25 protein-coding genes are annotated in these 25,564 nt (G+C 65.5%); 16 read left to right on the top strand and 9 right to left on the bottom strand.

All coding sequences use genetic code 11. The annotated features are described in order from the left end of the window. Positions 1-63 precede the first annotated feature (63 nt). A complete protein-coding gene (locus tag ACFYOW_RS43560) occupies positions 64-543 on the bottom strand; it encodes a metallopeptidase family protein (RefSeq protein WP_330249994.1) in 480 nt (159 codons plus the stop codon). A 60-nt stretch (positions 544-603) separates the two neighbouring features. Continuing rightward, complete coding sequence (locus ACFYOW_RS43565; protein ID WP_029901515.1) at positions 604-837, bottom strand: WhiB family transcriptional regulator; 234 nt, start codon at positions 835-837, stop codon at positions 604-606. 528 nt (positions 838-1,365) lie between these two features. Here ACFYOW_RS43565 and cofD point away from each other — a divergent pair. The 15 genes from cofD to hpf all read left to right on the top strand — a co-directional run bounded on the left by cofD (position 1,366) and on the right by hpf (position 16,838). Next, positions 1,366-2,364, top strand: coding sequence for a 2-phospho-L-lactate transferase (gene cofD, locus ACFYOW_RS43570; protein ID WP_387296970.1), 999 nt, complete (start codon positions 1,366-1,368; stop codon positions 2,362-2,364). Continuing rightward, positions 2,361-3,725, top strand: a complete 1,365-nt coding sequence (locus ACFYOW_RS43575) for a coenzyme F420-0:L-glutamate ligase (RefSeq protein ID WP_387296972.1) — start codon at positions 2,361-2,363, stop codon at positions 3,723-3,725. Before cofD ends, ACFYOW_RS43575 begins: the two co-directional genes overlap by 4 nt. A gap of 76 nt (positions 3,726-3,801) precedes the next feature. Then, the gene (locus ACFYOW_RS43580) at positions 3,802-4,317 is read left to right on the top strand and encodes an NUDIX hydrolase (protein WP_387296974.1); all 516 of its coding nucleotides are present in this window, start codon (positions 3,802-3,804) and stop codon (positions 4,315-4,317) included. 211 nt (positions 4,318-4,528) lie between these two features. Then, positions 4,529-5,773, top strand: coding sequence for an alkane 1-monooxygenase (locus ACFYOW_RS43585; protein WP_387296976.1), 1,245 nt, complete (start codon positions 4,529-4,531; stop codon positions 5,771-5,773). 64 nt (positions 5,774-5,837) lie between these two features. Next, on the top strand, positions 5,838-6,011 hold the full coding sequence (locus ACFYOW_RS43590; RefSeq protein WP_387296978.1) for a rubredoxin: 174 nt from the start codon (positions 5,838-5,840) through the stop codon (positions 6,009-6,011). Then, the gene (locus ACFYOW_RS43595) at positions 6,008-6,190 is read left to right on the top strand and encodes a rubredoxin (protein WP_063047281.1); all 183 of its coding nucleotides are present in this window, start codon (positions 6,008-6,010) and stop codon (positions 6,188-6,190) included. The genes ACFYOW_RS43590 and ACFYOW_RS43595 overlap by 4 nt, the downstream gene beginning before the upstream one ends. A 39-nt stretch (positions 6,191-6,229) precedes the next feature. Further along, positions 6,230-6,850, top strand: coding sequence for a TetR/AcrR family transcriptional regulator (locus tag ACFYOW_RS43600; protein WP_387297027.1), 621 nt, complete (start codon positions 6,230-6,232; stop codon positions 6,848-6,850). A 191-nt stretch (positions 6,851-7,041) separates the two neighbouring features. Beyond that, positions 7,042-8,199: an alkane 1-monooxygenase gene (locus tag ACFYOW_RS43605; protein ID WP_387296980.1), complete on the top strand. Its 1,158-nt coding sequence runs from the start codon at positions 7,042-7,044 to the stop codon at positions 8,197-8,199. Between the two features lie 69 nt (positions 8,200-8,268). After that, on the top strand, positions 8,269-9,753 hold the full coding sequence (ahcY, locus tag ACFYOW_RS43610) for an adenosylhomocysteinase (RefSeq protein ID WP_387296982.1): 1,485 nt from the start codon (positions 8,269-8,271) through the stop codon (positions 9,751-9,753). Between the two features lie 101 nt (positions 9,754-9,854). After that, entirely contained in the window at positions 9,855-10,502 is a 648-nt protein-coding gene (locus ACFYOW_RS43615) for a dTMP kinase (protein WP_387296984.1), read from the top strand. 78 nt (positions 10,503-10,580) lie between these two features. Continuing rightward, positions 10,581-11,258, top strand: a complete 678-nt coding sequence (gene mtrA, locus ACFYOW_RS43620; protein ID WP_062984230.1) for an MtrAB system response regulator MtrA — start codon at positions 10,581-10,583, stop codon at positions 11,256-11,258. A 154-nt stretch (positions 11,259-11,412) separates the two neighbouring features. Next, positions 11,413-13,353, top strand: coding sequence for an MtrAB system histidine kinase MtrB (mtrB, locus tag ACFYOW_RS43625; RefSeq protein ID WP_387296987.1), 1,941 nt, complete (start codon positions 11,413-11,415; stop codon positions 13,351-13,353). 2 nt (positions 13,354-13,355) lie between these two features. After that, complete coding sequence (gene lpqB, locus ACFYOW_RS43630; protein WP_387296989.1) at positions 13,356-15,173, top strand: MtrAB system accessory lipoprotein LpqB; 1,818 nt, start codon at positions 13,356-13,358, stop codon at positions 15,171-15,173. Between the two features lie 73 nt (positions 15,174-15,246). After that, positions 15,247-15,891 (top strand): ComF family protein, encoded by a 645-nt coding sequence (locus ACFYOW_RS43635; protein WP_387296991.1) that lies wholly within the window; start codon positions 15,247-15,249, stop codon positions 15,889-15,891. A gap of 245 nt (positions 15,892-16,136) precedes the next feature. Further along, complete coding sequence (gene hpf, locus ACFYOW_RS43640; RefSeq protein ID WP_387297029.1) at positions 16,137-16,838, top strand: ribosome hibernation-promoting factor, HPF/YfiA family; 702 nt, start codon at positions 16,137-16,139, stop codon at positions 16,836-16,838. Positions 16,839-16,911: 73 nt separating this feature from the next. Here hpf and ACFYOW_RS43645 read toward each other — a convergent pair whose 3' ends face one another. The 3 genes from ACFYOW_RS43645 to ACFYOW_RS43655 all read right to left on the bottom strand — a co-directional run bounded on the left by ACFYOW_RS43645 (position 16,912) and on the right by ACFYOW_RS43655 (position 18,661). Beyond that, positions 16,912-17,430 carry a hypothetical protein gene (locus tag ACFYOW_RS43645; protein WP_387296993.1) on the bottom strand — a complete coding sequence of 173 codons (519 nt, stop codon included), beginning with the start codon at positions 17,428-17,430 and terminating at the stop codon, positions 16,912-16,914. Positions 17,431-17,509: 79 nt separating this feature from the next. Beyond that, entirely contained in the window at positions 17,510-17,932 is a 423-nt protein-coding gene (locus ACFYOW_RS43650) for a hypothetical protein (RefSeq protein ID WP_387296995.1), read from the bottom strand. 12 nt (positions 17,933-17,944) lie between these two features. Continuing rightward, entirely contained in the window at positions 17,945-18,661 is a 717-nt protein-coding gene (locus tag ACFYOW_RS43655; protein WP_387296997.1) for a helix-turn-helix domain-containing protein, read from the bottom strand. Positions 18,662-19,171: 510 nt separating this feature from the next. Here ACFYOW_RS43655 and ACFYOW_RS43660 point away from each other — a divergent pair. Then, positions 19,172-20,464 carry an acetyl-CoA C-acyltransferase gene (locus ACFYOW_RS43660; RefSeq protein ID WP_387296999.1) on the top strand — a complete coding sequence of 431 codons (1,293 nt, stop codon included), beginning with the start codon at positions 19,172-19,174 and terminating at the stop codon, positions 20,462-20,464. A gap of 242 nt (positions 20,465-20,706) precedes the next feature. On the opposite strand, the gene bluB is transcribed toward ACFYOW_RS43660, so the two are convergent. The 4 genes from bluB to ACFYOW_RS43680 all read right to left on the bottom strand — a co-directional run bounded on the left by bluB (position 20,707) and on the right by ACFYOW_RS43680 (position 25,480). Further along, a complete protein-coding gene (gene bluB, locus ACFYOW_RS43665; RefSeq protein ID WP_387297001.1) occupies positions 20,707-21,342 on the bottom strand; it encodes a 5,6-dimethylbenzimidazole synthase in 636 nt (211 codons plus the stop codon). A 142-nt stretch (positions 21,343-21,484) separates the two neighbouring features. Further along, complete coding sequence (locus ACFYOW_RS43670; RefSeq protein WP_387297003.1) at positions 21,485-22,732, bottom strand: fatty acid desaturase family protein; 1,248 nt, start codon at positions 22,730-22,732, stop codon at positions 21,485-21,487. 99 nt (positions 22,733-22,831) lie between these two features. Beyond that, positions 22,832-24,247, bottom strand: a complete 1,416-nt coding sequence (locus ACFYOW_RS43675) for a fatty acid desaturase family protein (RefSeq protein WP_387297005.1) — start codon at positions 24,245-24,247, stop codon at positions 22,832-22,834. A 75-nt stretch (positions 24,248-24,322) separates the two neighbouring features. Then, positions 24,323-25,480, bottom strand: coding sequence for a ferredoxin reductase (locus ACFYOW_RS43680; protein WP_387297007.1), 1,158 nt, complete (start codon positions 25,478-25,480; stop codon positions 24,323-24,325). Between the last annotated feature and the right edge of the window lie 84 nt (positions 25,481-25,564).

The raw sequence follows: 25,564 nt of genomic DNA on the forward strand, positions 1-25,564 counted from the left end.
GCTCAGACACGCTAAGGATTCGGCGTTTTCGGGCGAGTTCATCCCCGCTCGGCGGTGTGTTCGTCACGCGCCTTCGGGATCGATGAGGTCCGGATCGACGCCGAGATAGGTGGCGATCTGCTGGACGAGGACCTCGCGCAGTAGATCGACCAGATCGTCGGGATCGCCCGCGCGCAGTTCGAGTGGCTTGCGGAACAACACAACTCGGGCGCGGGTGGCCACCCCGTGCCGGTCCACACCGGCCGGAATGAGTCGCGAGAGCGGCACCGGTCCGTCGGCCACCACCTCGTCCGGCCAGGTGACCGAATCCGGGTGCAGCGGACGGATTTTCGGCACATCGTCGACAGCGATATCGAGCTTGGTGAGTCGATCGTGCCACCGGGTGTCCAAGGGCGCGAAGGCCTCGAGGACCAGCCGGTCGAACTGTTGCCCCCTGGTGCGCCAGGCCGGCACCGTCGGTGGGAGCATCGGCCCGCGCACCCCGCGTCCACGACGGATCACCGATCGTGCGGTCGGTGGACGACGATTACGTGAACGGGCCATGACTAAAACTTAGTCAGCCCGCCTCTGCTATGTGCACCCGAGGCGGGCCGACGCGAAGTTCTACCCGATGCCGCGCTTCAGGCGGCGCCGCTCTCGTTCGGAGAGGCCGCCCCAGATGCCGAAGCGTTCATCGTGTGCGAGCGCGTATTCCAGGCACTCGTCGCGTACTTCGCAGCCCATGCAGATCCGTTTGGCCTCACGGGTCGAGCCGCCCTTCTCGGGGAAGAACGCCTCCGGATCGGTCTGTGCGCACAGGGCACGTTCCTGCCACTGCTCTTCGATCGATTCGAACATCTCGTCGAAGCCCGTCACGACCAAGCTGAGCCGGGGTGCTGTCACTCCGTCGGTCATCTCAGGCCCGATCCGGTCCGGTTCGATCCGACCGATCTCTGCGCAGACGCCACGTGCTGCGCCTGCTGTGGAATCGGTTTGCGATACGCCGCCCGGCATGCCCGAAGGGGCCAGCTCATTGGCCATCGCTCCGCCTCCTCACTGTGTGTTAGCGCAGATTGATTCTTTCCGTCGGACCAACACGCACACCGACGGCCGTACCCCGCGACGTTGTCCCGCGGACATCCCCGAGCTTGTCACTCCGGTGCGAACACTTGTTCGAAAAGCTGTCCACGCCTTGAACTCTCGCGCGAACCCGAAATGACATGACTGTGATTAGACACGCCGAACGTGTCGATGGTCAAGCCGCCGTCGCAATTCCGTTACTATCCGCTACCGCTTTCCGTTGCTGATCTTGAACGCGGAATAGCAAATGACCGGCAAATACAGTGCGAACCGCGGCCGCTCCGGCAGCGCATAGGCTGTGTCGATGTGACTCCACAACAAGCGGACACCGCACCCGCAAGTGGGCCCAAGATCGCCGTCCTGGTTGGCGGGGTCGGCGGCGCGCGCTTCCTTCAGGGCGTCCGGGAACTACTGCCCGATGCGGATGTTTCCGCCATCGTCAATGTCGGTGACGACGTCTGGATGCACGGCCTCCGGATCTGCCCCGACCTCGATACCTGCATGTACACCCTCGGCGGTGGAATCGATACCGAACGCGGTTGGGGCCGGGTCGCCGAAACCTGGCACGCCAAGGAAGAACTGGCCAAATATCATGCCCAACCCGATTGGTTCGGTTTGGGGGATCGCGATATCGCGACGCACTTGGTTCGGACCGAAATGCTGCGTGCCGGGTACCCGCTCTCCGCGGTCACCGAGGCGTTGTGCAACCGGTGGCAGCCGGGCGTAAAACTCATCCCGGCTACCGACGATCGCTGCGAAACACATGTCGTTGTCAGTGACCCCGACGACCCTGGCGAACGCCGCGCGATCCATTTCCAAGAGTGGTGGGTTCGCTATCGCGCGGACATCCAGACGCACGGATTCGCCACAATTGGGGCCGATGACGCCAAACCGGCGCCAAATGTGACACAGATCATATCCGAGGCCGATGCGGTGCTATTGGCCCCGTCCAACCCCGTGGTGAGCATCGGCGCCATCCTCGCGGTGCCCGGCATTCGCGGCGCACTGCGCACCACCGAGGCCAAGGTGATCGGCATCTCCGGCGTGATCGACGGGAAACCGCTGCGCGGTATGGCCGATGAATGTCTCTCGGTGATCGGGGTGGAAACCACCGCCGAGGCGATCGGGCGCCACTACGGCGCGCGCTCGGCCACCGGCATCCTGGACGGATGGCTGATCCACAGCACCGACACCGCGGATGTGCCCGGTGTCGAAGTGCGCAGCGTGCCGCTATTGATGACCGATCCGCCGACCACCGCCGAAATGGTGCGGGAGGCGCTCGACCTGGCTGGGGTGAAGCTATGACTACGCAAGAGCCGTTGACGGAACCGGCCGATCACGCGGCGGGGGAGTTGCGGATCCTGCCGATCACCGGGCTGCCGGAATTCCGGCCCGGCGACGATCTCGCCGAACATATCGCCGCCGCCGCGCCCTGGTTGGTCGACGGCGACATCCTGGTCGTCACGAGCAAGATCGTCGCCAAGGTCGAGGGTCGCATCGTCGAGGCGCCGCTGGATCCGGAGGAGCGCGACACCGCGCGCCGCGCGCTGGTGGAGCAGGAAGCGGTGCGCGTACTCGCGCGCAAGGGTCGCACGCTCATCACCGAGAACAAGCTCGGCATCGTGCAGGCCGCCTCCGGGGTGGACGGATCCAATGTCGAGCAGGGTGAGCTCGTGCTGCTGCCATCGGATCCCGATGGGAGTGCGAAGGCGTTGCGCACCGCGCTGTCCGAGCGGCTCGGGGTGGACGTCGCGGTGGTCGTCACCGACACCATGGGCCGGGCCTGGCGCAACGGTCAGACCGATACGGCCATCGGCTCCGCCGGATTGCGGGTGCTGCACGACTATGCGGGCGCGGTCGACGGGCAGGGCAATGAACTGCAAGTCACCCAGGTGGCGGTGGCCGACGAATTGGCCGCCGCCGCAGATCTGGTGAAGGGCAAACTCGGTGGTGTCCCGGTCGCGGTGGTGCGCGGGCTGCCGATCACCGATGACGGCTCCTGCGCCGCGGATCTGCTGCGCGGCGGCACCGATGACCTGTTCTGGCTCGGCACGGCCGAGGCGATCGAGCAGGGTCGCTCCGAGGCGTTGCTGCTGCGTCGCTCGATCCGTCAATTCGCCGATACCCCAGTCGATCCCGAACGCATCCGCGCCGCGGTCACGAAGGCGCTCACCGCTCCCGCGCCGCATCACACCCGTCCGGTGCGCTTCGTCTGGGTCCGCAAGCCCGGTCTGCGCGCGCAACTGTTGGAGGCCATGGCCGAGCGGTGGCGGGCCGACCTCACCGCGGACGGTCTCGATCCGGAGCGGGTGGAACGTCGCATCGCCCGCGGCCGCATCCTGCACGACGCACCCGAGGTGATCATCCCGTTCTGCGTGCCAGACGGCGCACACGACTATCCGGATGAGCGGCGGCGCGGCAACGAACGCACCATGTTCACCGTCGCGGTGGGCGCGGCGGTACAGGGCCTGCTCGTCGCACTGGCCACCGAGGGCATCGGCAGCTGCTGGATCGGCTCGACCATCTTCGCTCCGGAGACCACCCGCGAGGTTCTCGGCCTTGCCGACGACTGGAACCCCTTGGGCGCCATTGCGATCGGCCACCCCCTCGAAGAACTCACCCCCCGTCCGGTCTTCGGGCCGGGCCCCGGCCTGGTCGAACTGTGAGCGAGCGTCAGCGAGTGAATCATCGACACAGCGTGCAATCGCACACGCCGGAGCCGAGCGCCGGCGAGGCGCAGTCGTGAGTGCGAGTTCGCTGCACGCCTCGGCAACGCAGTTACTGGAGGCGTGGAAGCCGACGGGGGTCGATGCCTCGCTGCGCGAGGCGATGCTGGCCTTCCTCGGATCCGCCCCGCGCGGGTGTCTGCGCGAGCACGCACCCGGTCACATCACGGCCTCTGCCGTCGTCTTCTCGCACGACGAGCGCGAGGTGCTGTTGACGCTGCACCCGCGGGTCGGCCGTTGGATCCAACTCGGCGGGCACTGCGAGGAGGGTGACGAGACGGTGGCCGATGCCGCGCTGCGCGAGGCGACCGAGGAGTCCGGCATGACCGGCCTGCGCATGGATGCCGAACTCTACGGCGCGCAGGCCCATCCGATCACCTGTTCGCTCGGCGTCCCGACCCGCCACCTCGACCTGCTGTTCCGCATCGTTGCGCCGCCCGGTGCGGTCCCGATCCGCAGCCATGAATCCACCGATCTGCGCTGGTGGCCGGTCGACGCACTGCCCGACAACGCCGACGTTCTGCTTCGCTGAAACTCGACAGCTCGATCGCCGCGTCATCCCGCTCTCGACGGGATGACGCGGCGATCGTCGTATCGGGCGTGCCGTGCTGTCCGATTTGCCGTTTCCGCCAGAGTTTACAAATTCATAAATTTGTCTAGACAGAAGACAAGTTGATATCTAATGTCCAAGTAAGTGGTACCGCACATCACATGTGATGTGCCGCTTGGATGAGGAGACAACGATGTCCACGGAAACCCATGCGCCTGGCCGCCCGGCCGCAGCGACCGATTGGCGCGACCGCAAGCGATACATGTGGCTGTGGGGGTTGTTCGCGCCGACCGGCCTTTTCACCATCGGCCTTCCGCTGGTCTGGGCATTCAACGAATTCGGCTGGCACGGACTGGCCCAAGTGCCGTTCTGGCTGGGCCCGGTGCTGGTCTACGTGGTGATCCCGCTGGCCGATATCTTCTTCGGCCCGGACGGCGACAATCCGCCCGACGAGGTGATGGAGTACCTGGAGAACGACAAGTACTACCGCTATCTCACTTACCTGTACCTGCCGTTCCAGTACGCGACGCTGATCTTGGGGTGCTACCTGATCACTGCGGACAACCTGAGCTGGCTCGGCATCGACGGCGGGCTGCACATCGTCGACAAGATCGGCCTGGCTATCACCATCGGCATGATCGGCGGCATCGGCATCAATACCGCGCACGAACTCGGCCACAAGAAGGTCGATCTGGAGCGCTGGCTGTCGCGCATCGCCCTGGCCCAGTCCTGCTACGGCCACTTCTATATCGAGCACAACCGCGGCCATCACGTGCGTGTCGCGACGCCCGAGGATCCCGCGAGTTCCCGTGTCGGCGAATCATTCTGGGCCTTCTGGCCGCGCACAGTGCGGGGCAGCTTCATCTCCTCGTGGCGGTTGGAGAAGACCCGGCTGGATCGGCTGGGCAAGAAGTCGTGGAGTCTGCGCAACGAGGTGCTCAGCGCCTGGCTGATGTCGGTGGCGTTGTTCGCGGTCCTGCTCGCGGTGTTCGGGATCGGCCTGCTGCCATATCTGATCCTGCAGGCGGTCGTCGGCTTCAGCCTGCTGGAGGCGGTCAACTATCTCGAGCACTACGGGCTGGTCCGCCAGCGCACCGCATCCGGCCGGTACGAGCGGCCCGCCCCCGTGCACAGCTGGAACAGCGACCATATCGTCACCAATATCTTCCTGTACCACCTGCAGCGGCACAGTGATCACCACGCATACCCGACCCGCCGCTATCAGACGCTGCGCAGTTGGGACGGTGCGCCGAATCTGCCGAGCGGCTATGCCAGCATGATCCTGCTCGCCTACTTCCCGCCGCTGTGGCGGCGCGTGATGGACAAGCGGGTGCTCGCGCATTACGGCGGCGATATCACCCGCGCCAATATCCATCCGGCCAAGCGGGACAAGGTGATCGCGCGCTACGGCACGGCCGCATCGGAGGCGTCATCATGAGCGAGCGAATCATGTGCCAGCGCGCATTGCGCATGCCGGAGCCGAGCGCCAGCGAGGCGCAGGCATGAGCAGATTTCGTTGTCCCGTCTGCGATTACGTCTACGACGAGCTGAAAGGCGCACCGCACGAAGGGTTTCCGGCAGGCACGGCGTGGGAAAAGATACCCGACGACTGGTGCTGTCCGGACTGCGGCGTGCGCGAGAAGATCGACTTCGAACCGATGGAGGTTCCCAAATGACGGAATACAAACTGTTTCAGTGCATCCAGTGCGGCTTCGAGTACGACGAGGCAAAGGGCTGGCCGGAGGACGGGATCGAGCCGGGCACCCGTTGGGACGACATTCCCGACGATTGGACCTGCCCGGACTGCGGCGCCGCCAAGGCCGACTTCTACATGGTCGAGATCGAACGGTCGTGAATTTTGACTGTGGCAACCACCCGTGACAACCTCGCGGGTATGCCGCGCAACGGACCCAGAGTTTCCTATCAGGAGGCGGCGCGGGAACTTCTGCGCACCTCCGTCCTGGATTCGATGCGCGAACTGCTCACCGAGCGGGACTGGTCCAAGATCACCCTCGGTGATGTGGCCACCCGCGCCGGTGTCAGCAGGCAGACCCTCTACAACGAATTCGGTTCGCGCGCCGGGCTTGCGCAGTCCTATGCGCTACGCCTGGCCGACGATCTGGTCGATCATGTCGGCTCCGCGATCGACGGCAATATCGGCGACGCGCGCGCCGCATTCGAAGAGGGGCTGCGCGACTTCTTCCAGGCGGCCGCCGCCGACCCGCTGGTCCAGTCGCTGGTCGCCGGTGAGGTGAAGCTGGATCTGTTGCGGCTCATCACTCTTGATGCCGAGCCGTTGGTCGAACATGCGACCGCACGGCTGTCCATCGCGTTCCAGCACAGCTGGGTACAGGCGACGGTCGCCGAATCCGATGTGCTGGCACAGGCTCTGGTGCGTATCGCGCTGAGTTACATCCCGACGCCGCCCGCGCAAGGCCGCAATGCGCCCGCGGAATTGAGTGCCGTCTTCAGCCCGTATGTCGAGGCGATTCTGGCCGCGCGTGAGCTGCACTGATTCCACCACTGGGAAATTGACTGTTTGCGGTGAGTATGCCCTGATCATGACCACATGTGAAGGTGCTTAAAAACCGACCGCCACGCATGTAACGGTTGACATCTTTCGGCGCCAAGCTGCTGTGTAACGGACGTAAGGTCTGTATGTATTGTCATGCGTCGGAGTTAGGGTAATTATTTAGCGGGGCAAACGTGCAAACGGTTGGCAAACCGGCGGGGTCGCCCGACCCCAAACGCCATCTGTGGGTTCTCGGCCTGATCGCTCCTGCGATCGCGCTGTTGCCATCGCAGCTGGTCTTGCGTACCGGCGCCCCGGTCTGCTGGTGGATCGGGCCGATCATCGTGTTGATCGTCATCCCGGTGCTGGACTGGGTGGTCGGTGTGGACGGTACCAATCCACGCGACGAGGATTACGAGTTGCTGTCCAACGATCGGTACTACCGGTGGTGCACCTATCTGTTCCTGCCGGTCCAGTTGGTCGGCCTGGTCATCGCCGCCGTCATGTGGTCGGGCGACGAGCTGGCCGTGGTCGACAAGCTCGGGCTGGCAATGACTCTCGGGTTCGTCAGCGGTATCGGCATCAACGCGGCGCATGAGCTCGGGCATCGGGTCGAACATCTGGAGCGCTGGCTGGCCAAGATTTCGCTGGCGCAATCCGGATACGGACACTTCTTCGTCGAGCACAACCGGGGCCATCACGCGCGCGTGGCGACACTGGAGGATCCCGCCAGCGCCAGGCTGGGCGAGTCACTCTGGGAGTTTTTGCCGCGCAGCATTTCCGGCGGATACCGCTCGGCCATCCGGCTCGAACGCGAGCGCCTTACCCGCAAGGGCAAAGGCTGGTTCACCCTGGACAACCACATTCTGCAGGCATGGGCAATGAGTGTGGTGCTGTTCGGCACGCTGATCGCGATCTTCGGCTGGCGCGTGCTTCCGTATCTGGCGCTGCAGGCGGTGGTCGGCGTCATGCTGCTGGAGACGGTGAACTACATCGAGCACTACGGACTGCTGCGGGCCCGCCGACCCAATGGCCTCTACGTGCGCTGCTCGCCGCGCGATAGCTGGAACAGCGACCACCTCGTCACCAACATCTTCCTGTTCCATCTGCAGCGGCACAGCGATCACCACGCGAATCCGGGGCGCCGGTACCAGACCCTGCGCAGTTCGATGCAGGCGCCGCAGCTGCCCGCCGGATACCTGTCCATGATCGTGTTCGCGGCCATCCCGCCGCTGTGGCGACACATCATGGATCACCGCGTACTGGCCCATTACGGCGGCGACATCACCCTCGCGAACATCCAGCCGCGTAAGCGCCGTCGGATCCTGATGTCCTATGGCGTGACCGCGTAGTTCGGCGGGTGTACTGAGCGGTTAGCCTTAACCCGGTACTGACGAACCAGGAGAGGCTGATAGAGGCAGATGACGACCTCAGAACTTCCCGCACGCACGTCCCTGACCGCTGATGTCCGCAACGGCATCGATTACAAGGTGGCGGACCTGTCGCTGGCCGAATTCGGTCGCAAGGAGATCCGCCTCGCCGAGCACGAGATGCCCGGTCTGATGGCGCTGCGCCGCGAGTACGCGGAGGTGCTGCCGCTGCGGGGTGCGCGCATCTCGGGTTCGCTGCACATGACCATCCAGACCGCCGTGCTGATCGAGACGCTGACCGCGCTTGGCGCCGAGGTCCGCTGGGCCTCCTGCAATATCTTCTCCACCCAGGACCATGCCGCCGCCGCGGTCGTCGTCGGACCGCACGGCACCGTGGACGAGCCCAAGGGCACCCCGGTCTTCGCCTGGAAGGGCGAGACCCTGGAGGAGTACTGGTGGGCCGCCGAGCAGATGCTGACCTGGCCGGGCGAGCCGGCCAATATGATCCTCGACGACGGCGGTGACGCCACCATGCTCGTGCTGCGCGGCGCGCAGTTCGAGAAGGCGGGCCTGGTGCCGCCGGAGGACGAGGACCACTCGACCGAGTACAAGGTCTTCCTGAACCTGCTGCGCGAGCGCTTCGAAACCGATAAGACCAAGTGGGGCAAGATCGCCGCATCGGTGCAGGGCGTCACCGAGGAAACCACCACCGGCGTGCTGCGGCTCTACCAGTTCGCGGCTGCGGGTGAGTTGGTGTTCCCGGCGATCAACGTCAACGACTCGGTCACCAAATCAAAGTTCGACAACAAATACGGCACCCGCCACTCGCTCATCGACGGAATCAACCGGGGCACCGACGTTTTGATCGGTGGCAAGAAGGTGCTGATCTGCGGCTACGGCGACGTCGGCAAGGGCTGCGCGGAATCGCTTGCGGGACAGGGCGCCCGGGTGCAGGTCACCGAGATCGATCCGATCAACGCGCTGCAGGCGCTGATGGACGGCTACGACGTCGTGACCGTCGAGCAGGCGATCGGCCAGGCCGATATCGTCATCACCTCGACCGGCAACAAGGACATCATCACCCTCGACCACATGAAGGCGATGAAGGACCAGGCCATCCTCGGCAATATCGGTCACTTCGACAACGAGATCGATATGGCGGCCCTGGAGCGTTCCGGCGCAACGAAATTGAACATCAAGCCGCAGGTGGACCTGTGGACGTTCAAGGAGTCCGGCAAGTCCATCATCGTGCTGTCCGAGGGTCGGCTGCTGAATCTCGGCAATGCGACCGGACATCCGTCGTTCGTGATGTCGAACAGCTTCTCCAATCAGGTGATCGCGCAGATCGAACTGTGGACCAAGCCGGACGAGTACGACAACGAGGTCTACCGCCTGCCCAAGCATCTGGACGAGAAGGTCGCGCGCATCCACGTCGAGGCGCTCGGCGGCACGCTGACCAAGCTCACCAAGGATCAGGCCGAGTACATCGGCGTCGATGTCGAGGGCCCGTACAAGCCCGATCACTACCGCTACTGAGCCGCCGCAGGTAGCGCCGAAAAGACCTGCGCCCCGCCGACCGAGCCCGGTCGGCGGGGCGCTGTCGTTCGGTGCCGTGGCCTGGCGGTAGCCTGCTCGCCATGGGCGTGTTGATTGCGGTCGAGGGCCTCGACGGCGCCGGGAAGCGGACGCTGATCGACAGTATCGTCGCGAACCTGCGCGCGCGGGGCCTGCGCGTGCAAACACTCGCGTTTCCGCGCTATGACCGGTCCATCCACGCGGATCTCGCCGCCGAGGCATTGCGTGGCGCCCATGGCGATCTCGCCGATTCGGTGCACGGCATGGCGCTGATGTTCGCACTCGATCGGGCCGCGGCGCGCGAGGACCTGTCGAAGCTGTTGGCCGACAACGACATCGTTATCCTGGACCGCTACGTGGCCTCCAACGCCGCGTATTCGGCTGCGCGCCTGCATCAGTCGGCCGACGGCGAAATCGTGTGCTGGGTGGGCGAATTGGAGTTCGGCCGGTTCGAGTTGCCGGTGCCGACGCTGCAGTTGTTGCTGGACGTGCCGACCGAGGTCGCGGCCGAGCGTGCCCGGCTGCGTGGCGAACTCGACGACAGTCGCGCACTCGATGCCTACGAGCGCGACGGCGGACTACAGCGACGCACCGGCGAGGTGTACCGTGAGCTGGCCGAACGGGACTGGTACGGGCCGTGGTCGAGATACCGATCCGATGACGATCCGGCGACGCTGACTACTCGTTTGGTCGAAATTGTTGCCGGATAAGGTTGGATGTGCGGCGGGATTGCACCAGTGTTGGCGTGGCGGCCCGTTCCGAGCGCGAGAGATGACAACATAGTACTTATGAAGCCGAAGATTCTGGTCGTCGACGACGATATGGCACTCGCTGAGATGCTGACGATCGTCTTGCGCGGGGAAGGGTTCGACCCGCATGTGGTCGGCGACGGCACGCAGGCGCTGGCGGCGGTTCGGGAGATTCGTCCCGATCTGGTGCTGCTCGACCTGATGCTGCCGGGCATGAACGGTATCGATGTGTGCCGCGTGCTGCGGGCCGACTCCGGAGTTCCGATCGTGATGCTCACAGCGAAGACCGATACGGTCGACGTCGTGCTCGGTCTGGAGTCCGGTGCCGACGATTACATCGTCAAACCCTTCAAGCCGAAGGAACTCGTCGCCCGCGTGCGTGCGCGCCTGCGGCGCACCGAGGAGGAGCCGGCCGAGCTGCTCTCGATCGCCGATATCGTCATTGATGTGCCCGCGCACAAGGTGACCCGCGGCGGTGCGCAGATCTCGCTGACACCGCTGGAGTTCGATCTGCTCGTCGCGCTGGCCCGCAAACCGCGTCAGGTCTTCACCCGTGAGGTCCTGCTCGAGCAGGTCTGGGGCTACCGGCACGCGGCCGACACCCGCCTGGTGAATGTGCACGTGCAGCGGTTGCGGGCGAAGGTCGAGAAGGATCCCGAGAATCCGGAGATCGTGCTGACCGTCCGCGGTGTGGGTTACAAGGCCGGACCGCCGTGAGTGAGCGCAGCGAGCGAACAAGAGGACACAGCCGAGCACTCGCTCGTGGCGGAGCCGAGCGTCAGCGAGGCGCAGCCATGAGCGAGCGCAGCGAGCGAACCGAAGACACAGCGTTCGCGAGAACGGCGCAGCCGAGCGCCAGCGAGGCGAAGCCGTGATCGGTGGCGACGCGGATCGTTCGACCGCCTCGCCCGGTGTGGTGCAGCGCCTCGAACGGTCCCTCGCGCCGGTGGTCGCGTGGCTCAAGGAAGTCGGCAGTGCACTCGGCCATGTTTGGCGGCGTTCGCTGCAATTGCGCGTCATCGTGTCCACACTCACCCTGTCGTTGATCGTCATCACGATCCTCGGCGTGGTGCTGACCAGCCAGATCACCGATCGGCTGATCGACGCGAAGATCAACGGTGCGGTCGAGGAGATGGATCGCGCCCGCAATACGGTGGAGAGCCAGCTCGCGGGTGTGCACGATATCGGCACTCAGCAGCAGCGGCTCATCGATGCCCGCAACGCGCTGTCCAACCGCGGCGGGACCGGCCAATCAACCGGTGTCGCAGGCAGTTTCGATTCCGCGCTCAGCATCGTCGGTGGTACCCCGCAGCAGCAGATCTCGACCGGGCCGATCCAAGAGGTGCCCGAGGAACTGCGCCGCTTCGTCGCGCGCAACCAGGTCAGCTACCAGTTCGCCACGGTCGCGGATTCGGACGGCTACCACGGCCGGGCGCTGATCATCGGCAGTCCGAGCGCGGAGATTCCGACACTGCAGATCTACCTGATCTTCCCGCTGACCAATGAGGAGCGCAGCCTGTCACTGATGCGCGGCACCATGTTGATCGGCGGCGTCGTACTGCTGGTGCTGTTGGCCGCGATCACCGCTCTGGTCACCCGGCAGGTGGTGCTGCCGATCCGCTCGGCCGCGCGGATCGCGGGCCGCTTCGCCGACGGCAGGCTCAAGGAACGCATGCTGGTGCGCGGCGAGGACGATATGGCGCGGCTGGCTCAGGCCTTCAACGAGATGGCCGAGAGTCTGTCCAACCAGATCAACGAGTTGGCGGAATTCGGAAATCTGCAGCGCCGCTTCACCTCCGATGTCAGCCACGAGTTGCGCACCCCGCTGACCACCGTCCGCATGGCCGCCGACCTGATTCACGGCAGCAGTGACGATCTCGATCCGGCGCTGGCCCGCAGCTCGGAATTGCTGGTGACCGAACTCGACCGCTTCGAGGGTCTGCTCAACGATCTGCTCGAGATCAGCCGTCACGACGCCGGTGTGGCCGAACTACAGGTCGAATCGCTCGACGTGCGGATGTGCGCGCGGGCGGCGATCTCCACCGTGCGGCATCTGGCCAAGGAATCCGGTGTCGAGGTGGTCATCGATATGCCGGAGGAGCCGCTGGTCGCCGAGGTCGATCCGCGACGGGTGGAGCGGGTGCTGCGCAATCTGCTGGCCAATGCGATCGACCACAGCGAGGGCAAACCGGTGTTGATCCGGATGCGCGGCGATCTGGAGGCCAATGCGGTCGCGGTGATCGTGCGCGATCAGGGTGTCGGCCTGCGGCCTGGTGAGGAGAAGTTGGTCTTCAACCGGTTCTGGCGTTCGGACCCGTCCCGGATGCGGCGTTCCGGCGGCACCGGACTCGGTCTGTCGATCAGCGTCGAGGACGCCAATCTGCACGAGGGCAAGCTCGAGGCGTGGGGCGAGATCGGTATCGGCGCGAGCTTCCGGCTCACCCTGCCGCTGGTGCGCGGCAAGAAGATGGGCGCGAGCCCGCTGCCGCTGGAACCGGTGCTGCGCAAGGCATTGCCCGCGCCGCGGGTGGATCCGGAACCGGTCGAGGATCCGGCCGCCGACGAGTCGGAAGCCGAAGCCACGGTTACCGAGTTGCCGGTGATCCGGGTCGAGACCAATGGTGGCGAAGCGCTCCCGAGTGGAACCGCGGAAGCGACGGACACCGATGCGGCGGACGCGAAGGACTCGAACGGTGTCGGTTCGATCGGACCCACCAATGGCACGGGACCGGAGACCGAGCAAACCGAATCCACCGAACCGAAGCAGGCCGGGCACAGCGTGCCGGGTGACGGCGGGGACGTACAGTCATGAGGATGCGTAGCTGGTATCCGAGGCGCACCTCGCTCCGGCTGTCCGCGCTGGGTGCGGCGGCCGTAGCCGCGCTGTTGGTACTCACCGGATGCGCGAGCCTGCCGGAATCCTCCGCACCGCAGGCGCTCGGCACCATCAATCGCCAGCCCACCTCCGACGGTCCGCCACCGCCCATCGGCGGTCGCGATCCGGACCTGTTGCTCCGCGATTTCCTGCAGGCCACCGCAGATCCGGCCAACCGGCACCTGGCCGCACGGCAGTACATGACACCGTCGGCGTCGGCGCAGTGGGACGACACGGCGGGCACGCTGATCGTGGACAGGGCCGATACCCTGCGCGAATCGCGCTCGGGCGATAAGGCGACCTATGTGATCCGGGCGCACAAGGTGGGCGAACTGGCCGCCGACGGCGCCTATCGGGCGATCGACGCGCCCTTGGAAAACAAGATCGAAATGTCCAAGGTCGACGGCGAATGGCGCATCGATGAGTTGCCCGACGGCGTGGTGATGGAGCAGACCGCCTTCGCCAAGTCCTACCGCCGCTACGTCCTGTACTTCATCGACCCGACCGGCACCACCGCCGTCCCCGATCTGCGCTGGATCTCGGTGGCCAAGAACCAGCTGGCCCAGCGCCTGCTCAGCCTGCTGGCCGAGGGCCCCCAGCCCGCGCTCACCTCGGTCGTGCGCAATCAACTCGCACCACCTGTGACCCTGCGCGGCCCGATCACCAGGCCGAACAACGACAACAACGACGTCGGTGTCGGGCTCGGCGGCGTGCGCATCGATTTCGCCGGCGCCTCCGGGTTGTCCCCGCGCGATAAAGAACTCCTCGCCGGACAGGTGGTACTCACGCTGGCGGGTGCGGAAATCCTCGGACCGTACATGCTGCTCGCCGACGGCAAACCTTTCGACGATCGCTTCGCCGCCAACGGCTGGTCGGTCGCCGATGTCGAACAGCTGAGCCCAGCTGGCTACGCGCGCAACCAGATCGGGTTGCACGCGCTGCGCAACGGCTCGCTGGTGCAGGTCACCGACGGCGGGATGATCACACCGCCCGGCTACTTCGGTGCGGTGAACAATCTGCAGTCGGTCGCCCTCTCTCCGGACGGTCAATTGGTCGCCGCGGTCGCCGACGCCGGACGTCCGCCGCCGGAGCCGCCGCGCACACTGATGGTCGGCAGCTACGGCGGCAACGCCTTCCCGGTCGCCGAGGGCTCCACCATCAGCCGACCGTCCTGGAATGCCGACGGCACCGCCGCCTGGGCCGTGATCGACGGCGAACGGGTCATCCGCGCCGTCAACGATCGCGCCACCGGAAACGTCTCGGTACAGGACGTAGACATCTCGGCCCTGATGGCCTCGGCACAGGGATCCCCGCTGCGGCTGCCTATCACCGAGTTACGGGTCTCCCGCACCGGTGTGCGTGCGGCCCTCGTCGCCGACGGCAAGGTCTATGTGGCTGTGGTGGAACGCCGCCCGGACGGCAAATACGCGCTCACCTCGCCGGTGCCGCTCGCGCTCTCACTCAGCACCCGCGCGGTTTCGTTGAGCTGGCTCACCGCGGACACCATCGTCATTGCCAGGGAGGGCAATGTAGATCCACTCTCGACCGTCTCCATCGACGGATCCCAATTTGCTCCGCAGACCAGTCAGAATCTGACCGCACCGGTCCGGGTGGTCAGTGCCTCGCCGGAGACCGAGTACGTCGGCGACTCGCGTGCGGTGCTCCAACTGCAGTACAGCGAGCAGACCTCGGACCGGTTCTGGCGCGAGGTGCCCGGCCTCAACGGCGACAACTCGGTCCCGGTGCTACCCGGCTGATCGTCGGCACCGAAACGAATGCTGCGCCACCGATATTCGCGAATCTGTCGGTGGGTGGGCGCAGACTCGGGCGATGCGAACCCTGTTGGATCTGATCCTGGCGACGGCCTGTGCCGGATGCGGTGTGGCGGGTGTGGGCTGGTGCGTGGACTGTGCGGCCACCCTGGCCGGGCCGCCGATGCGGGTGCGGCCGCGCGCCGATCCGGGTGTGCCGTGCTGGGCGCTGGCGCCGTATGCGGGCCCAGCGCGGCGGGTGGTGCTCGCGGCGAAGGAGCACGGGCGTCGCGATCTGGCCGAGCCGGTGGGGCTGGCACTTGCCGATGCTCTGGCGCGACTGCGCGATGACGAGCGGTCGCTGGTATTGATCCCGGCACCGAGTCGGCGGGTGTCCGCGCGCCGCCGCGGCGGAGATCCGGTAGTGCGCACGACGCGGGCGGCGGTGCGGTGGCTGCCGGATAGCCGGGTGATACCGATGTTGCAGGTGTGGTGGGGTGTGCGCGATTCGGTGGGCTTGACAATCGGTGAGCGACAACACAATCTGCGCGGTCGGATCTTGGCCCGACCAGCCAACGGAGCCGGGTCCGAAATCGCGGCGAATGCCGAGGTGGTACTGGTCGACGATGTGCTCACGACCGGCGCTACGGCCCGCGAATCGGTGCGCGCACTCGACCGGATCGGGGTACCGGTACGTGCCGTGCTGGTGACGTGTTCGGCTTGACTCCGGGAAATTTGCGTGAACAGTGGCGGACCGCCCGTTGACGTACTAGCGTCGCGATCACACACCCGAACCGGGAGTTTGGAGGTGGCGCCTCGGACATCATGTGCCGAGAGATTGTCTATCGGCACGGCTCATCCCGCCGCACGCACGCTGGTCTGTGCGGCCATATCCGGGAGGTACGCGTGACGACTTCTTCACGACCTTCAGTGAAAGACGCCCTCGCTGTGAAAGAAACACAGGCCTCGGTGCTCGATGACAGCACCCTGGATGCGACAGAGCAATCCACAGCGGACCGACCTCGCGCGCCGCGCGGCGATGTCGTGGTGAAGGGCCGCAATGTGGAGGTTCCTGACCATTTCCGAATTTACGTCGCGGAGAAACTCTCCCGTGTCGAACGCTTCGATCCGTCGATATTCATCTTCGATGTGGAGTTGTTCCACGAGCGCAATCGTCGTCAGCGTAAGGCCTGCCAGCGCGTCGAGATCACCGCGCGAGGCAAGGGCCCGGTCGTCAGGGCGGAGGCATGTGCGGACAGCTTCTATGCTGCCCTCGAATCGGTGACCGCGAAGCTGGAGAGCCGGCTGCGTCGGACCAAGGATCGCCGCCGCGTCCACTACGGGGACAAGACCCCGGTCTCGGTGGCCGAGGCGACCGCCGATCTGATCGATGACTCACTGTTCGCTCAGGCGGAGGGCGCCACCGCACATGAGCATCCCGAGGCCGAACGTAGTCGGCACGAAACCGAGTCCCCGGATTACGCGGCAGGCCCCGGCCATATCGTACGAACCAAGGTCCATTCCGCGACCCCGATGTCGGTCGACGACGCCCTCTATCAGATGGAGCTCGTCGGGCACGACTTCTTCCTCTTCCAGGACAAAGAGACCGACCGACCGTCTGTCGTCTACCGTCGCCACGCATTCGACTACGGCCTGATCCGGCTCGCGTAGTACAGCGCTGACCCTCGTTCTCCGGGTATTTCAGCACATGAGCTGAATGCCCGGAGAATTTGCGTATCCGGCGTCAGTGCCTGCGTTCGCGGAAAAAGGTTCTGTGCAGCACGGAATCTCGGCGCTGCGGGCGCATGGCCTGCAACATGACCAGGTCGGCGAAGGTTTCGGCATCGCGTTCGCGGGCGGATGCGTAATCGCTGCGCCCGAGAACGTAGGCAATGGACTCTGGGGAAATCGAGGGTAGAAGGTCCGCGAGCGCCGACATCGGTTGTGGCGCGGGGGTTTCGGTCCCCGATTCCGGTCCGTGGCCGAGCAGCATATGACCCAGTTCGTGGACGATGATGTGCTCGGCATGCCATTCGGTGGTGTCGGCGCCGTAGACGATGATGTCGCTGTCGCGCTTGGCAATCCACAAACCGCTACCGGTGCCACAGCCCGTGTCCGCGAGCAATGCGGTGTCGACCGGTTGCAGGGTGATGGTGCGACCGCGGTGGTCGGCGACGGCATCGAGGTATGCGGTCAGATTCCACGGGGACGGTATCGGTACGTCCCGGGATACTTCCCGGAACCGGTTCTCCATACCCGGCATTCGTCGGCAATCTCCTACAGCGCTGCGGTCCCGTCCCATGCAACCGACGATGCTACCGACTGTTCGGAAACTGCCCGGTCTACGGTCGCTCGACCGGTTGATCCGCGCGGTGGATGAGCGCGGTCAGCGTGGTGAGATCGACATCGGATCCGCGCAGCGCGATGCTGGCGACATTGGCATCGCGCATGGTGGCGAGCAATTCGAGTTCCCGATCGATCGCGGCCGCCGCCGCGCCCGTGGTGATCAGATAATCCGCGCTCACGCCGAAGCACTGTGCGATAGCGCTGAGCAGATCGGATCCGACCGGCGCCGAGTCGAATTCGCCGCGCCGCAACCGGTCGAGCTGATCCTCCGGGACAGTGCGGCCCAATTGCGCACCGACCTGTTCGGCCACCGCCGCCGTCGTGCGTTCGGGCTCCGACCGCGGGTGCACGGTCGCGAATAGTCGATTCACCTTGTGGCTGAGTGTCAGTCGCGCTCGGCTCGTCGCATCGTCGGTCATCTGTACTGCCCTCTACTGCTTGCCGTTTCGAATAGATGCCGCTCGGGGATTGGCTGCCAGCCAACGTGCGCGGAAGCGGCCCTCGGTGCCGGCGTCCACATCTTCCGCGCGTCCGGCCAGCCAGCGGCGATAGCGGCGTTCCTCCAGGTCGGCGGGGTCGCTGGACTCGGCGGGCACGTCGAGCAGATGCGAGAACGCCATTGCGACCAGTGGATGCAAGGTTTTGCCCGGTCCGCCATTGCGTTCCAGCATTGCGGTGGCATAGCGCGCGGAGAGCCGGGAGACCACTCCGTTGAGATCCGAAATAGCCGCCACCACATGGGGTTCGGTGGTCCGGCCGCGCTCGACCGCATCGTTGAGCCGACCCGCCGCCGCGAGCAGTCCGGTCAGGTCGGAGAGTTCGAAGCGGATCGAATCGGGTCCGGAGACGATCGACTCGTCGGTACCAGGGGTGTGCGTCGTGACCTCGTGCGTGGTCGGATCGCCGCCCGCATAGGTGCGCGCCGCGCTGCCGGGCAGCCAGCGCAGCGGCGCGTCGAGTTTGTTCAGCGTGTGCGTGCTGATGGTCGCATCGCCGTCTTCGATCTTGCGGATCGTCGGCGCAGAAGGCCCTCCCAGATCGCCGATTTGCATCTGGGTGAGGCCGAGTTCGTCCCGGCGTTCCTTGATGATTCGGCCGAAGCGCTTATGCCGCGACAGCTCCGAAGGGCTTTGCATAGTGAGCCCCATGCTAGAGGTCCTTTGGTAGCAATGACAACTTTATAGAAAGGGTTTGAAAAACCAATAGAAAGATTGCTACTGTTTCCTCGCGCCGAGTGGTGTCGACGTCGACCTTGCGGGTTCCGGGACGAGCAGGGGCGTTCGCCGGGACAGGGCGCCGCTCATCCGCCTCCCGTGCCTTTGTTCGGCGCGGGGTGCCCCGACAGTGTCGTCGCGGGCCGGCGGTTGAGTGCCGGGTCCGCTTACGGGCGTACCCGAGAGTTACCCATGTGCTTGCGAAATCGGGCGCAGCGGGACGGTTGAGAATGCCCGGCTCAGCGGCGATGGAGGGGATCGCTGAGCCGGGCGCTCGCGGGTGCTGTCAGTGGATCCATAGGCGACAATTGATTTCGTGAGTAAATGGGTAACTCGCCGGGTACGTCCAGAACCCGGCCAGGCATCCAACGCAGGACCTGAACGCTGATGTCGCGGCTCACGACTTGTATGGCCTGAATATTCGGAGAGGCGGATGAGCATCCCATGGCTACCAGTGCTGCTCGCCGTGCCGTCATCGTTTCCGGTGCACGCACGCCATTCGTCAAGGCGTTCGGTGATTACACGCAGATGGATTCGATCGCGCTGGCCGATGCCGCGGTGCGTGGGCTGTTGGAGCGAACCGGTCTGCCCGGCGCGCAGGTGCAGGCAATCGTGTGGGGCGGTGTGATTCTGCCGAGTGCCGCACCGAATATCGCGCGGGAGATCGCACTGGATCTCGGTCTCGACCCCGGGTGCGAGGGGTACACGGTGACGCGGGCGTGCGCCTCCGGACTCCAGGCGATCACCTCGGCGGTGGCGGCCATCGAGCGCGGCGAATACGACATCATGATCGCCGGCGGCAGCGATTCGACCAGTAATGCCGAGGTGAAGTTGCCGCAGAAGCTGGTGCACGCCGGTGCGCCGCTCGCATTGGGCAAGCCGAAGCCGAAGGACTATCTGGCGGCGGCGCGTCAGCTCGCGCCCTTCACCGATCTGCTGCCGAGCCGACCGAAGATCGCCGAACGCACCACCGGCGAGGTGATGGGGGAATCGGCCGAGAAGATGGCCCGCATCCACGGGATCAGCCGCGCGGATCAGGACGAATTCGCGGCGCGCTCACACCACCGGGCCGCCGCGGCCATCGACTCGGGCCGCTTCGACGACGAGGTGCTGCGGGTGCGCACCCCCGAAGGCACGGATGTCACGCGCGACGGACTGGCGCGCGCGAACACCAGTGTCGAGAAGTTGGCGAAGCTGAAGCCGGTCTTCGCCCGCGACGGCAGCGTGACCGCGGGCAATGCCAGCCCGCTCACCGACGGCGCGTCCGCGGTACTGCTGATGAGCGAGGACCGGGCGCACGCCCTCGGCTACCGTCCGCTGGCCGCCTTCCGCTCCTGGAGCTACGTCAGTGTCGACCCGACCGATCAGGTGCTGATCGGCCCGGCCATCTCCATGCCGCGCGCCCTGGACAAGGCCGGAATGTCGCTGGGCGATATCGATTTCGTCGATATCCATGAGGCATTCGCGGCCCAGACACTGTCCGTGCTAGCCGCACTGAACAGCGACGAGTGGGCCAAGACTCGCCTCGATCGCGATACCGCGGTCGGCGAGATCGAGATCGACAGGCTCAACGTGCACGGCGGTTCGGTGTCGCTCGGACATCCGTTCGGCGCGACCGGCGCACGCATCGTCACCACCATGGCAAACGAGCTGGCCCGCTCCGGCAAGAACGCCGCCCTGCTCGGCATCTGCGCTGCAGGCGGAATCGGCGCGTCGGCCGTGCTGGAAGGCGTCTGATTGCCGCCTCCACCCCTGTTCCGCCGGATTCGACCATCGGGGCGAGGGGGTGGGTTTCGCTAAGCTCGCGGCGGTGGGTCCTGTCGTCCTGCACCCACTCGGGTGCCCAGGCCCGACCGGCTGTGGTCGCGTTCTCGAGAGTTCGCCGAGCGTAGTCAAATGGTGGTTGGTGGTGGGGTTTTGGGCCGCCGTTTGACTACCCTGGATGAGTCCGAAGCGCCATTTGACTGCGCTCGACCAGCTCAGGCGCGGAATGTCTCCTGGTGGACGGCGTCGGTGAGGGGGCGGCCGGTGCGCCAGCCGAAGCGTTCGAGGTCGGGGACGCGTTGGAATTCGTCTACCGGGCCGACGCACAGCCAGGCGACGGGGCGGATGCCGTCGGGTAGGCCGACGAGGTCGGTGAGGAATTCGGCGTCGTAGAACGAGACCCAGCCGACGCCGATCTGCTCGGCGGTGGCGGCCAGCCAGAGGTTCTGGATGGCGAGAACCGCCGAGTAGATGCCGGTTTCGGGGACGGTGGCGCGGCCGAGGACCTGCGGGCCGCCGCGGTCGTGGTCGTAGGTGACGACGATGCCGGTGCCGCTCTCGGTAATGCCCTCGATCTTGATCGGGTCGAAGGTCGCCGCCCGATCCGGCGGCAGTGCGTCCCGGAATTCGATCCGCTTCTGTGCGACGTGGTCGGCGAACTTCCGCAGCGTCGCATGCTCGCGCACCACGACGAAGTCCCACGGCTGCGAGTTGCCGACACTGGGCGCGCGATGTGCGGCATCGAGTATCCGCCACAGCGTCGCATCATCGACGAGGTCACCGGTGAACTCGGCCCGTACATCCCGCCGCATCCGGATGGCCTCGTAAACGCTCAGATCTTCAGCACACACACCCTCAGTCAACCAGCCGCAACCGGCGCTCCCGCCGAGGCCTGGGCGGATACCATGAGCCCGCCGCGCCCTGTATGGCCGGCCCATCGAAAGACGAAGGCGCCCACGGACTTTCCGTGGGCGCCTTCGGTGTGACTGGGCGTCAGGCGATGGAAACGGCCCGGCGTGCGAACCGGCGGCGCCCATCCTTCAGCGCCGTACGCAGCCCGCGACGCTTACCGGTGACCGGGTCGAAGCTCGGCATGGTGGCGCCGTCGAATTTGCGCTCCGAGGCGGTCTCGGGGGCATCGTCGGCGGACGCGCGCAGGTACTTGTTCGGCAGCGCCAGCTTCAGGATGGTGCGCCAGGACTTGAAGTACTGCACCGGAAGCGAGCCGGTGGTGTAGGGCAGGTCGTACTTCTCGGCCAAGGCGCGCACCCGGACCGCGATATCGGCGTAGCGGTTGCTCGGCAGATCCGGGAACAGGTGGTGTTCGATCTGGTGGCTCAGGTTCCCGGTCATGAAATGCATGACCGGACCGCCGGAGATATTGGCGCTGCCCAGCATCTGGCGCAGGTACCACTGGCCCTTGGATTCGCCGTCGATATCGGCCTTGGTGAATTTCTCCGCGCCGTCCGGGAAGTGGCCGCAGAAGATCACCGCATTGGTCCAGATATTGCGGATGACATTGGCGGTCAGGTTCGCGGTGAGCGTCGAGAAGAACGCGGGCCCGGTCAGCAGCGGGAAAAGCAGGTAATCCTTACCGGCCTGCTTGCCGATCTTGACCAGCACCTCGCGGCGCTTGACCTCGAATGCGGCCCGCTCCGGCGAGCCCTCCTTCAGCCGGTGCACCTTGCCCAACTCCAGATGCTGGATCGCGACGCCGTATTCGAAGAACAGCTGCAGCACCAGGTTGTAGACCGGATTGCCGATATTGAACGGCTTCCACCGCTGATCCCGGGTGACGCGCAGCAGGCCGTAGCCGATGTCATCGTCCATGCCGAGCACATTGGTGTACTTGTGGTGCAGGTAGTTGTGCGTCTGCTTCCAGTGCTTGGACGGGCCGGTGTTATCCCATTCCCAGGTGCTGGAGTGGACTTCCGGATCGTTCATCCAGTCCCACTGCCCGTGCATGACGTTGTGCCCGATCTCCATATTCTCGATGATCTTGGCCGTGCTGAGCAGGGCAACACCGGCGAGCCAGGCGGGCGGCAGGAAACTGGCGAACAGCACCGTGCGGCCGCTGATCTCGAGCGCACGCTGCAGGCGGATGACATTGCGGATATACCGCGCGTCGCGAGCACCGCGCGAGGACTCGATATCGCGCCGGATCGCGTCGAACTCCGCATCGAGTGCCTCCACATCGGCTTCGGTGAGGTGCGCGTATTCCTTGACATCCGAGATCGCCATGGCGGTTACAGTACCGTAAGTTACGAGACCGTAGGTTGCGAGGTCTGTCTCCGGGGTGTGGCAAATCCCCCATTGCAAACGTGGCTGGGGGATGCTATGTCATGGCTGGCGTCGGCTGCGACGGATCGCCCGCTCGCGCATGGCCTTTCGCTGCAGGGTCGCCTTCTCCTGACGTGCCTTTTCCTGCAGCGCCAGCTTGGCCTCGCGCAGCACTTCCTTCTCGTGCCGAGCTTTTTCCCGCAACACCACCTTGGCCTCGTTCAGTGCAGAACGCAGGCCGCGACGCTTACCGGTCTCGGGGTCGACGGGCAGCCAGTGCGTCTCGTTCCACTTGTCGGCCCAGCGCTCGGCATTCGGCATCGACGGCATGGCGGGCAGCGAGACGCCGGCGAATTTGCGCTCCGAGGAGGTCTCCGGTGCGTCGTCGGCGGTGCGCTTGAGGAAGCGGTCCGGCAGTGCGAGCTTGTGGATGGTCCGGAAGGCCAGCAGATACTGCTTGCCGAGCGAGCCGGTGGTGTACGGCAGGTCGTACTTGTCGCACAGTTCGCGGACCCGCTCGGCGATTTCCGGATACCGGTTGCTGGGCAGGTCGGGGAACAGGTGATGTTCGATCTGGTAGCAGAGATTGCCGCTCATGAAGGCCATGGCGGGTCCGGCCTTGAAGTTGGCGCTGCCGAGCATCTGGCGCAGATACCATTCGCCGCTGGTCTCGCCCTCGAGCTGTTCGATGGTGAATTTCTCGGCGCCGTCGGGGAAGTGGCCGCAGAAGATCACCGCGTAGGCCCACAGGTTGCGCACCAGGTTGGCGGTCGCATTCGCCTTCAGCGTGGACTTGAATGCCGGTCCGGTGAGCGCCGGGTAGATCAGGAAGTCCTTGGCCACCTGGCGGCCGATCTTGCGACCGAAGTCCTTGTTGGGCTCCGACATCAGCTGCTTGCGCGGCGTGCCGGCGAGCTCCTTCTCGATGCTCCAGTCGTGTAGCGCGATACCCCATTCAAAGGTGGCCGCGAGCAGGATATTGGCCAGCGGCTGGATCAGATGGATCGGCCGCCACTGCTCGTCGCGGGTCATCCGCAGGATGCCGAAGCCGAGGTCCTCATCCTTGCCGAGCACATTGGTGTAGGTGTGGTGCGAATAGTTGTGCGCCCGCCGCCACTGCACCGACGGCCCGGTCATATCCCACTCCCAGGTGCTGGAGTGGATTTCCGGATCGTTCATCCAGTCCCATTGCCCGTGGCTGATGTTGTGCCCGAGCTCCATATTCTCGATGATCTTGGCGACCGACAGCAGAGCCGTGCCCGTCAGCCAGGCCCACCGGTTGCGGCTGCCGAACAGCACACCGCGCGCGAGCACTTCGAGCCCGCGCTGCGCCGCGATCGTGCGCCGGATGTACTTGGCGTCACGTTCGCCGCGGGACAACTCGACGGAGCGCCGGATGGAATCGAGTTCCTGCCCCAGTGTTTCGATGTCGGCCGCCGTGAGATGGGCGAACGCCTTGATATCGGTGATGGCCACCGGGGTCCTTTCCCTGACTGGATGTACCTCGAGGGTACCTGTCGGATCCCCCGAGGGCGGTTCTGTGTCGCTGTCTCAGACGTCGAGTGCGCAGTCGCCCGCCGCGGCCGAGATACAGGTCTGCACCTTGTCGCCCTCGCGGCGCTCGTCACCATTGCGCAGATCGCGGGCATGTCCGGAAGTCAGTGTGACGACACAGGTTTGGCAGATGCCCATCCGGCAGCCGAACGGCATCTGCACACCGACGGATTCGCCCGCTTCCAACAGACTGGTAGCGCCGTCGATCTCCACGGTGCGCCCGGTCTTGTCGAATGTGACCGTGCCGCCCTCGCCGACGGCGGAGCGCTCGATCTCGAAGCGCTCGACATGCAGCCGGTCGCTGATGTCGGCCGCACGCCAGTGCTGTTCGATCTCGTCGAGCATCGCGGCCGGACCACAGGCCCAGGTCTGGCGCTCGCGCCAATCCGGGAAGTGTTCGTCGAGTGTGGTGAGGGAGAACCGGCCCTGCTCGTCGGTGAGGTGCAGCTGCGAGGAGAAACTGGGGCGGCGATCGTGCAGATCGCGCAGTTCGGCCCCGAACATCACATCGTCGCGGGTGCGCGCGGAGTGCACATGTACGACATCGGTGACCATGTCGCGGCGATCCAGCGCGCGCAGCATGGACATGACCGGGGTGATACCGCTGCCCGCGGTGAGGAACAGCACCTTTTCCGGCGGCGGCGACGGCAGCACGAAACCGCCCTGCGGTGCGGCCAACCGGACGATGGTGCCCGCAGCGACACCGCTGACAAGGTGGCTGGACAGGAAACCCTCGGGCATCGCCTTGACCGCGATGGAGATCAGCCGCTTGCCGCGGTGTTCCGGATCGGTCCAGTTCGGCGGGCAGGTCAGCGAGTACGAGCGCCAATGCCAGCGGCCGTCGACCAGAATGCCGATGCCGATGTATTGACCCGGCTCGTATTTCCAGTCGAAGCCCCAGCCCGGCTTGATGACCAGGGTGGCCGAATCGGCGGTTTCCTTGCGCACCTCGACAATTCGGCCGCGCAGCTCACGCGCTGACCACAATGGATTCGCCAGGTGCAGATAGTCGTCGGGCAGCAGTGGCGTGGTGACGCGCGCGACGGCGCCGCGCAGTACGTTCAGCCGTCCACCGCGTTCGGCGACTTCCGCCGCCGGAGCCTCCAGCCACTCCCGGACCGTGCGCACCGAGACTGCCGCTTTTTTCAAGACCATTGCCGCCGTTCGTCTCCCTGTCGTAGCGACCGGTGAAGCCGCCTCGCAGCCAGGTTACGGCATCGTAGGTTAGTGCGGGATGTG

This window comes from Nocardia sp. NPDC006982 (assembly GCF_042869435.1).
Classification (GTDB): Bacteria; Actinomycetota; Actinomycetes; order Mycobacteriales; family Mycobacteriaceae; genus Nocardia.

Bases quoted from the DNA above. Each gene is read 5' to 3' on its own strand.
- ACFYOW_RS43595 (WP_063047281.1), top strand. From the start codon at position 6,008: ATGACGGAATACAAACTGTTTCAGTGCATCCAGTGCGGCTTCGAGTAC.
- ACFYOW_RS43615 (WP_387296984.1), top strand. From the start codon at position 9,855: ATGGGCGTGTTGATTGCGGTCGAGGGCCTCGACGGCGCCGGGAAGCGG.
- mtrA (WP_062984230.1), top strand. From the start codon at position 10,581: ATGAAGCCGAAGATTCTGGTCGTCGACGACGATATGGCACTCGCTGAG.
- ACFYOW_RS43575 (WP_387296972.1), top strand. From the start codon at position 2,361: ATGACTACGCAAGAGCCGTTGACGGAACCGGCCGATCACGCGGCGGGG.
- ACFYOW_RS43585 (WP_387296976.1), top strand. From the start codon at position 4,529: ATGTCCACGGAAACCCATGCGCCTGGCCGCCCGGCCGCAGCGACCGAT.
- ACFYOW_RS43680 (WP_387297007.1), bottom strand. From the start codon at position 25,480: ATGGTCTTGAAAAAAGCGGCAGTCTCGGTGCGCACGGTCCGGGAGTGG.
- ACFYOW_RS43600 (WP_387297027.1), top strand. From the start codon at position 6,230: ATGCCGCGCAACGGACCCAGAGTTTCCTATCAGGAGGCGGCGCGGGAA.
- ahcY (WP_387296982.1), top strand. From the start codon at position 8,269: ATGACGACCTCAGAACTTCCCGCACGCACGTCCCTGACCGCTGATGTC.
- ACFYOW_RS43590 (WP_387296978.1), top strand. From the start codon at position 5,838: ATGAGCAGATTTCGTTGTCCCGTCTGCGATTACGTCTACGACGAGCTG.
- ACFYOW_RS43660 (WP_387296999.1), top strand. From the start codon at position 19,172: ATGGCTACCAGTGCTGCTCGCCGTGCCGTCATCGTTTCCGGTGCACGC.
- ACFYOW_RS43560 (WP_330249994.1), bottom strand. From the start codon at position 543: ATGGCCCGTTCACGTAATCGTCGTCCACCGACCGCACGATCGGTGATC.
- ACFYOW_RS43635 (WP_387296991.1), top strand. From the start codon at position 15,247: ATGCGAACCCTGTTGGATCTGATCCTGGCGACGGCCTGTGCCGGATGC.
- ACFYOW_RS43645 (WP_387296993.1), bottom strand. From the start codon at position 17,430: ATGCCGGGTATGGAGAACCGGTTCCGGGAAGTATCCCGGGACGTACCG.
- ACFYOW_RS43565 (WP_029901515.1), bottom strand. From the start codon at position 837: ATGTTCGAATCGATCGAAGAGCAGTGGCAGGAACGTGCCCTGTGCGCA.
- ACFYOW_RS43670 (WP_387297003.1), bottom strand. From the start codon at position 22,732: ATGGCGATCTCGGATGTCAAGGAATACGCGCACCTCACCGAAGCCGAT.
- ACFYOW_RS43655 (WP_387296997.1), bottom strand. From the start codon at position 18,661: ATGGGGCTCACTATGCAAAGCCCTTCGGAGCTGTCGCGGCATAAGCGC.
- ACFYOW_RS43650 (WP_387296995.1), bottom strand. From the start codon at position 17,932: ATGACCGACGATGCGACGAGCCGAGCGCGACTGACACTCAGCCACAAG.
- lpqB (WP_387296989.1), top strand. From the start codon at position 13,356: ATGCGTAGCTGGTATCCGAGGCGCACCTCGCTCCGGCTGTCCGCGCTG.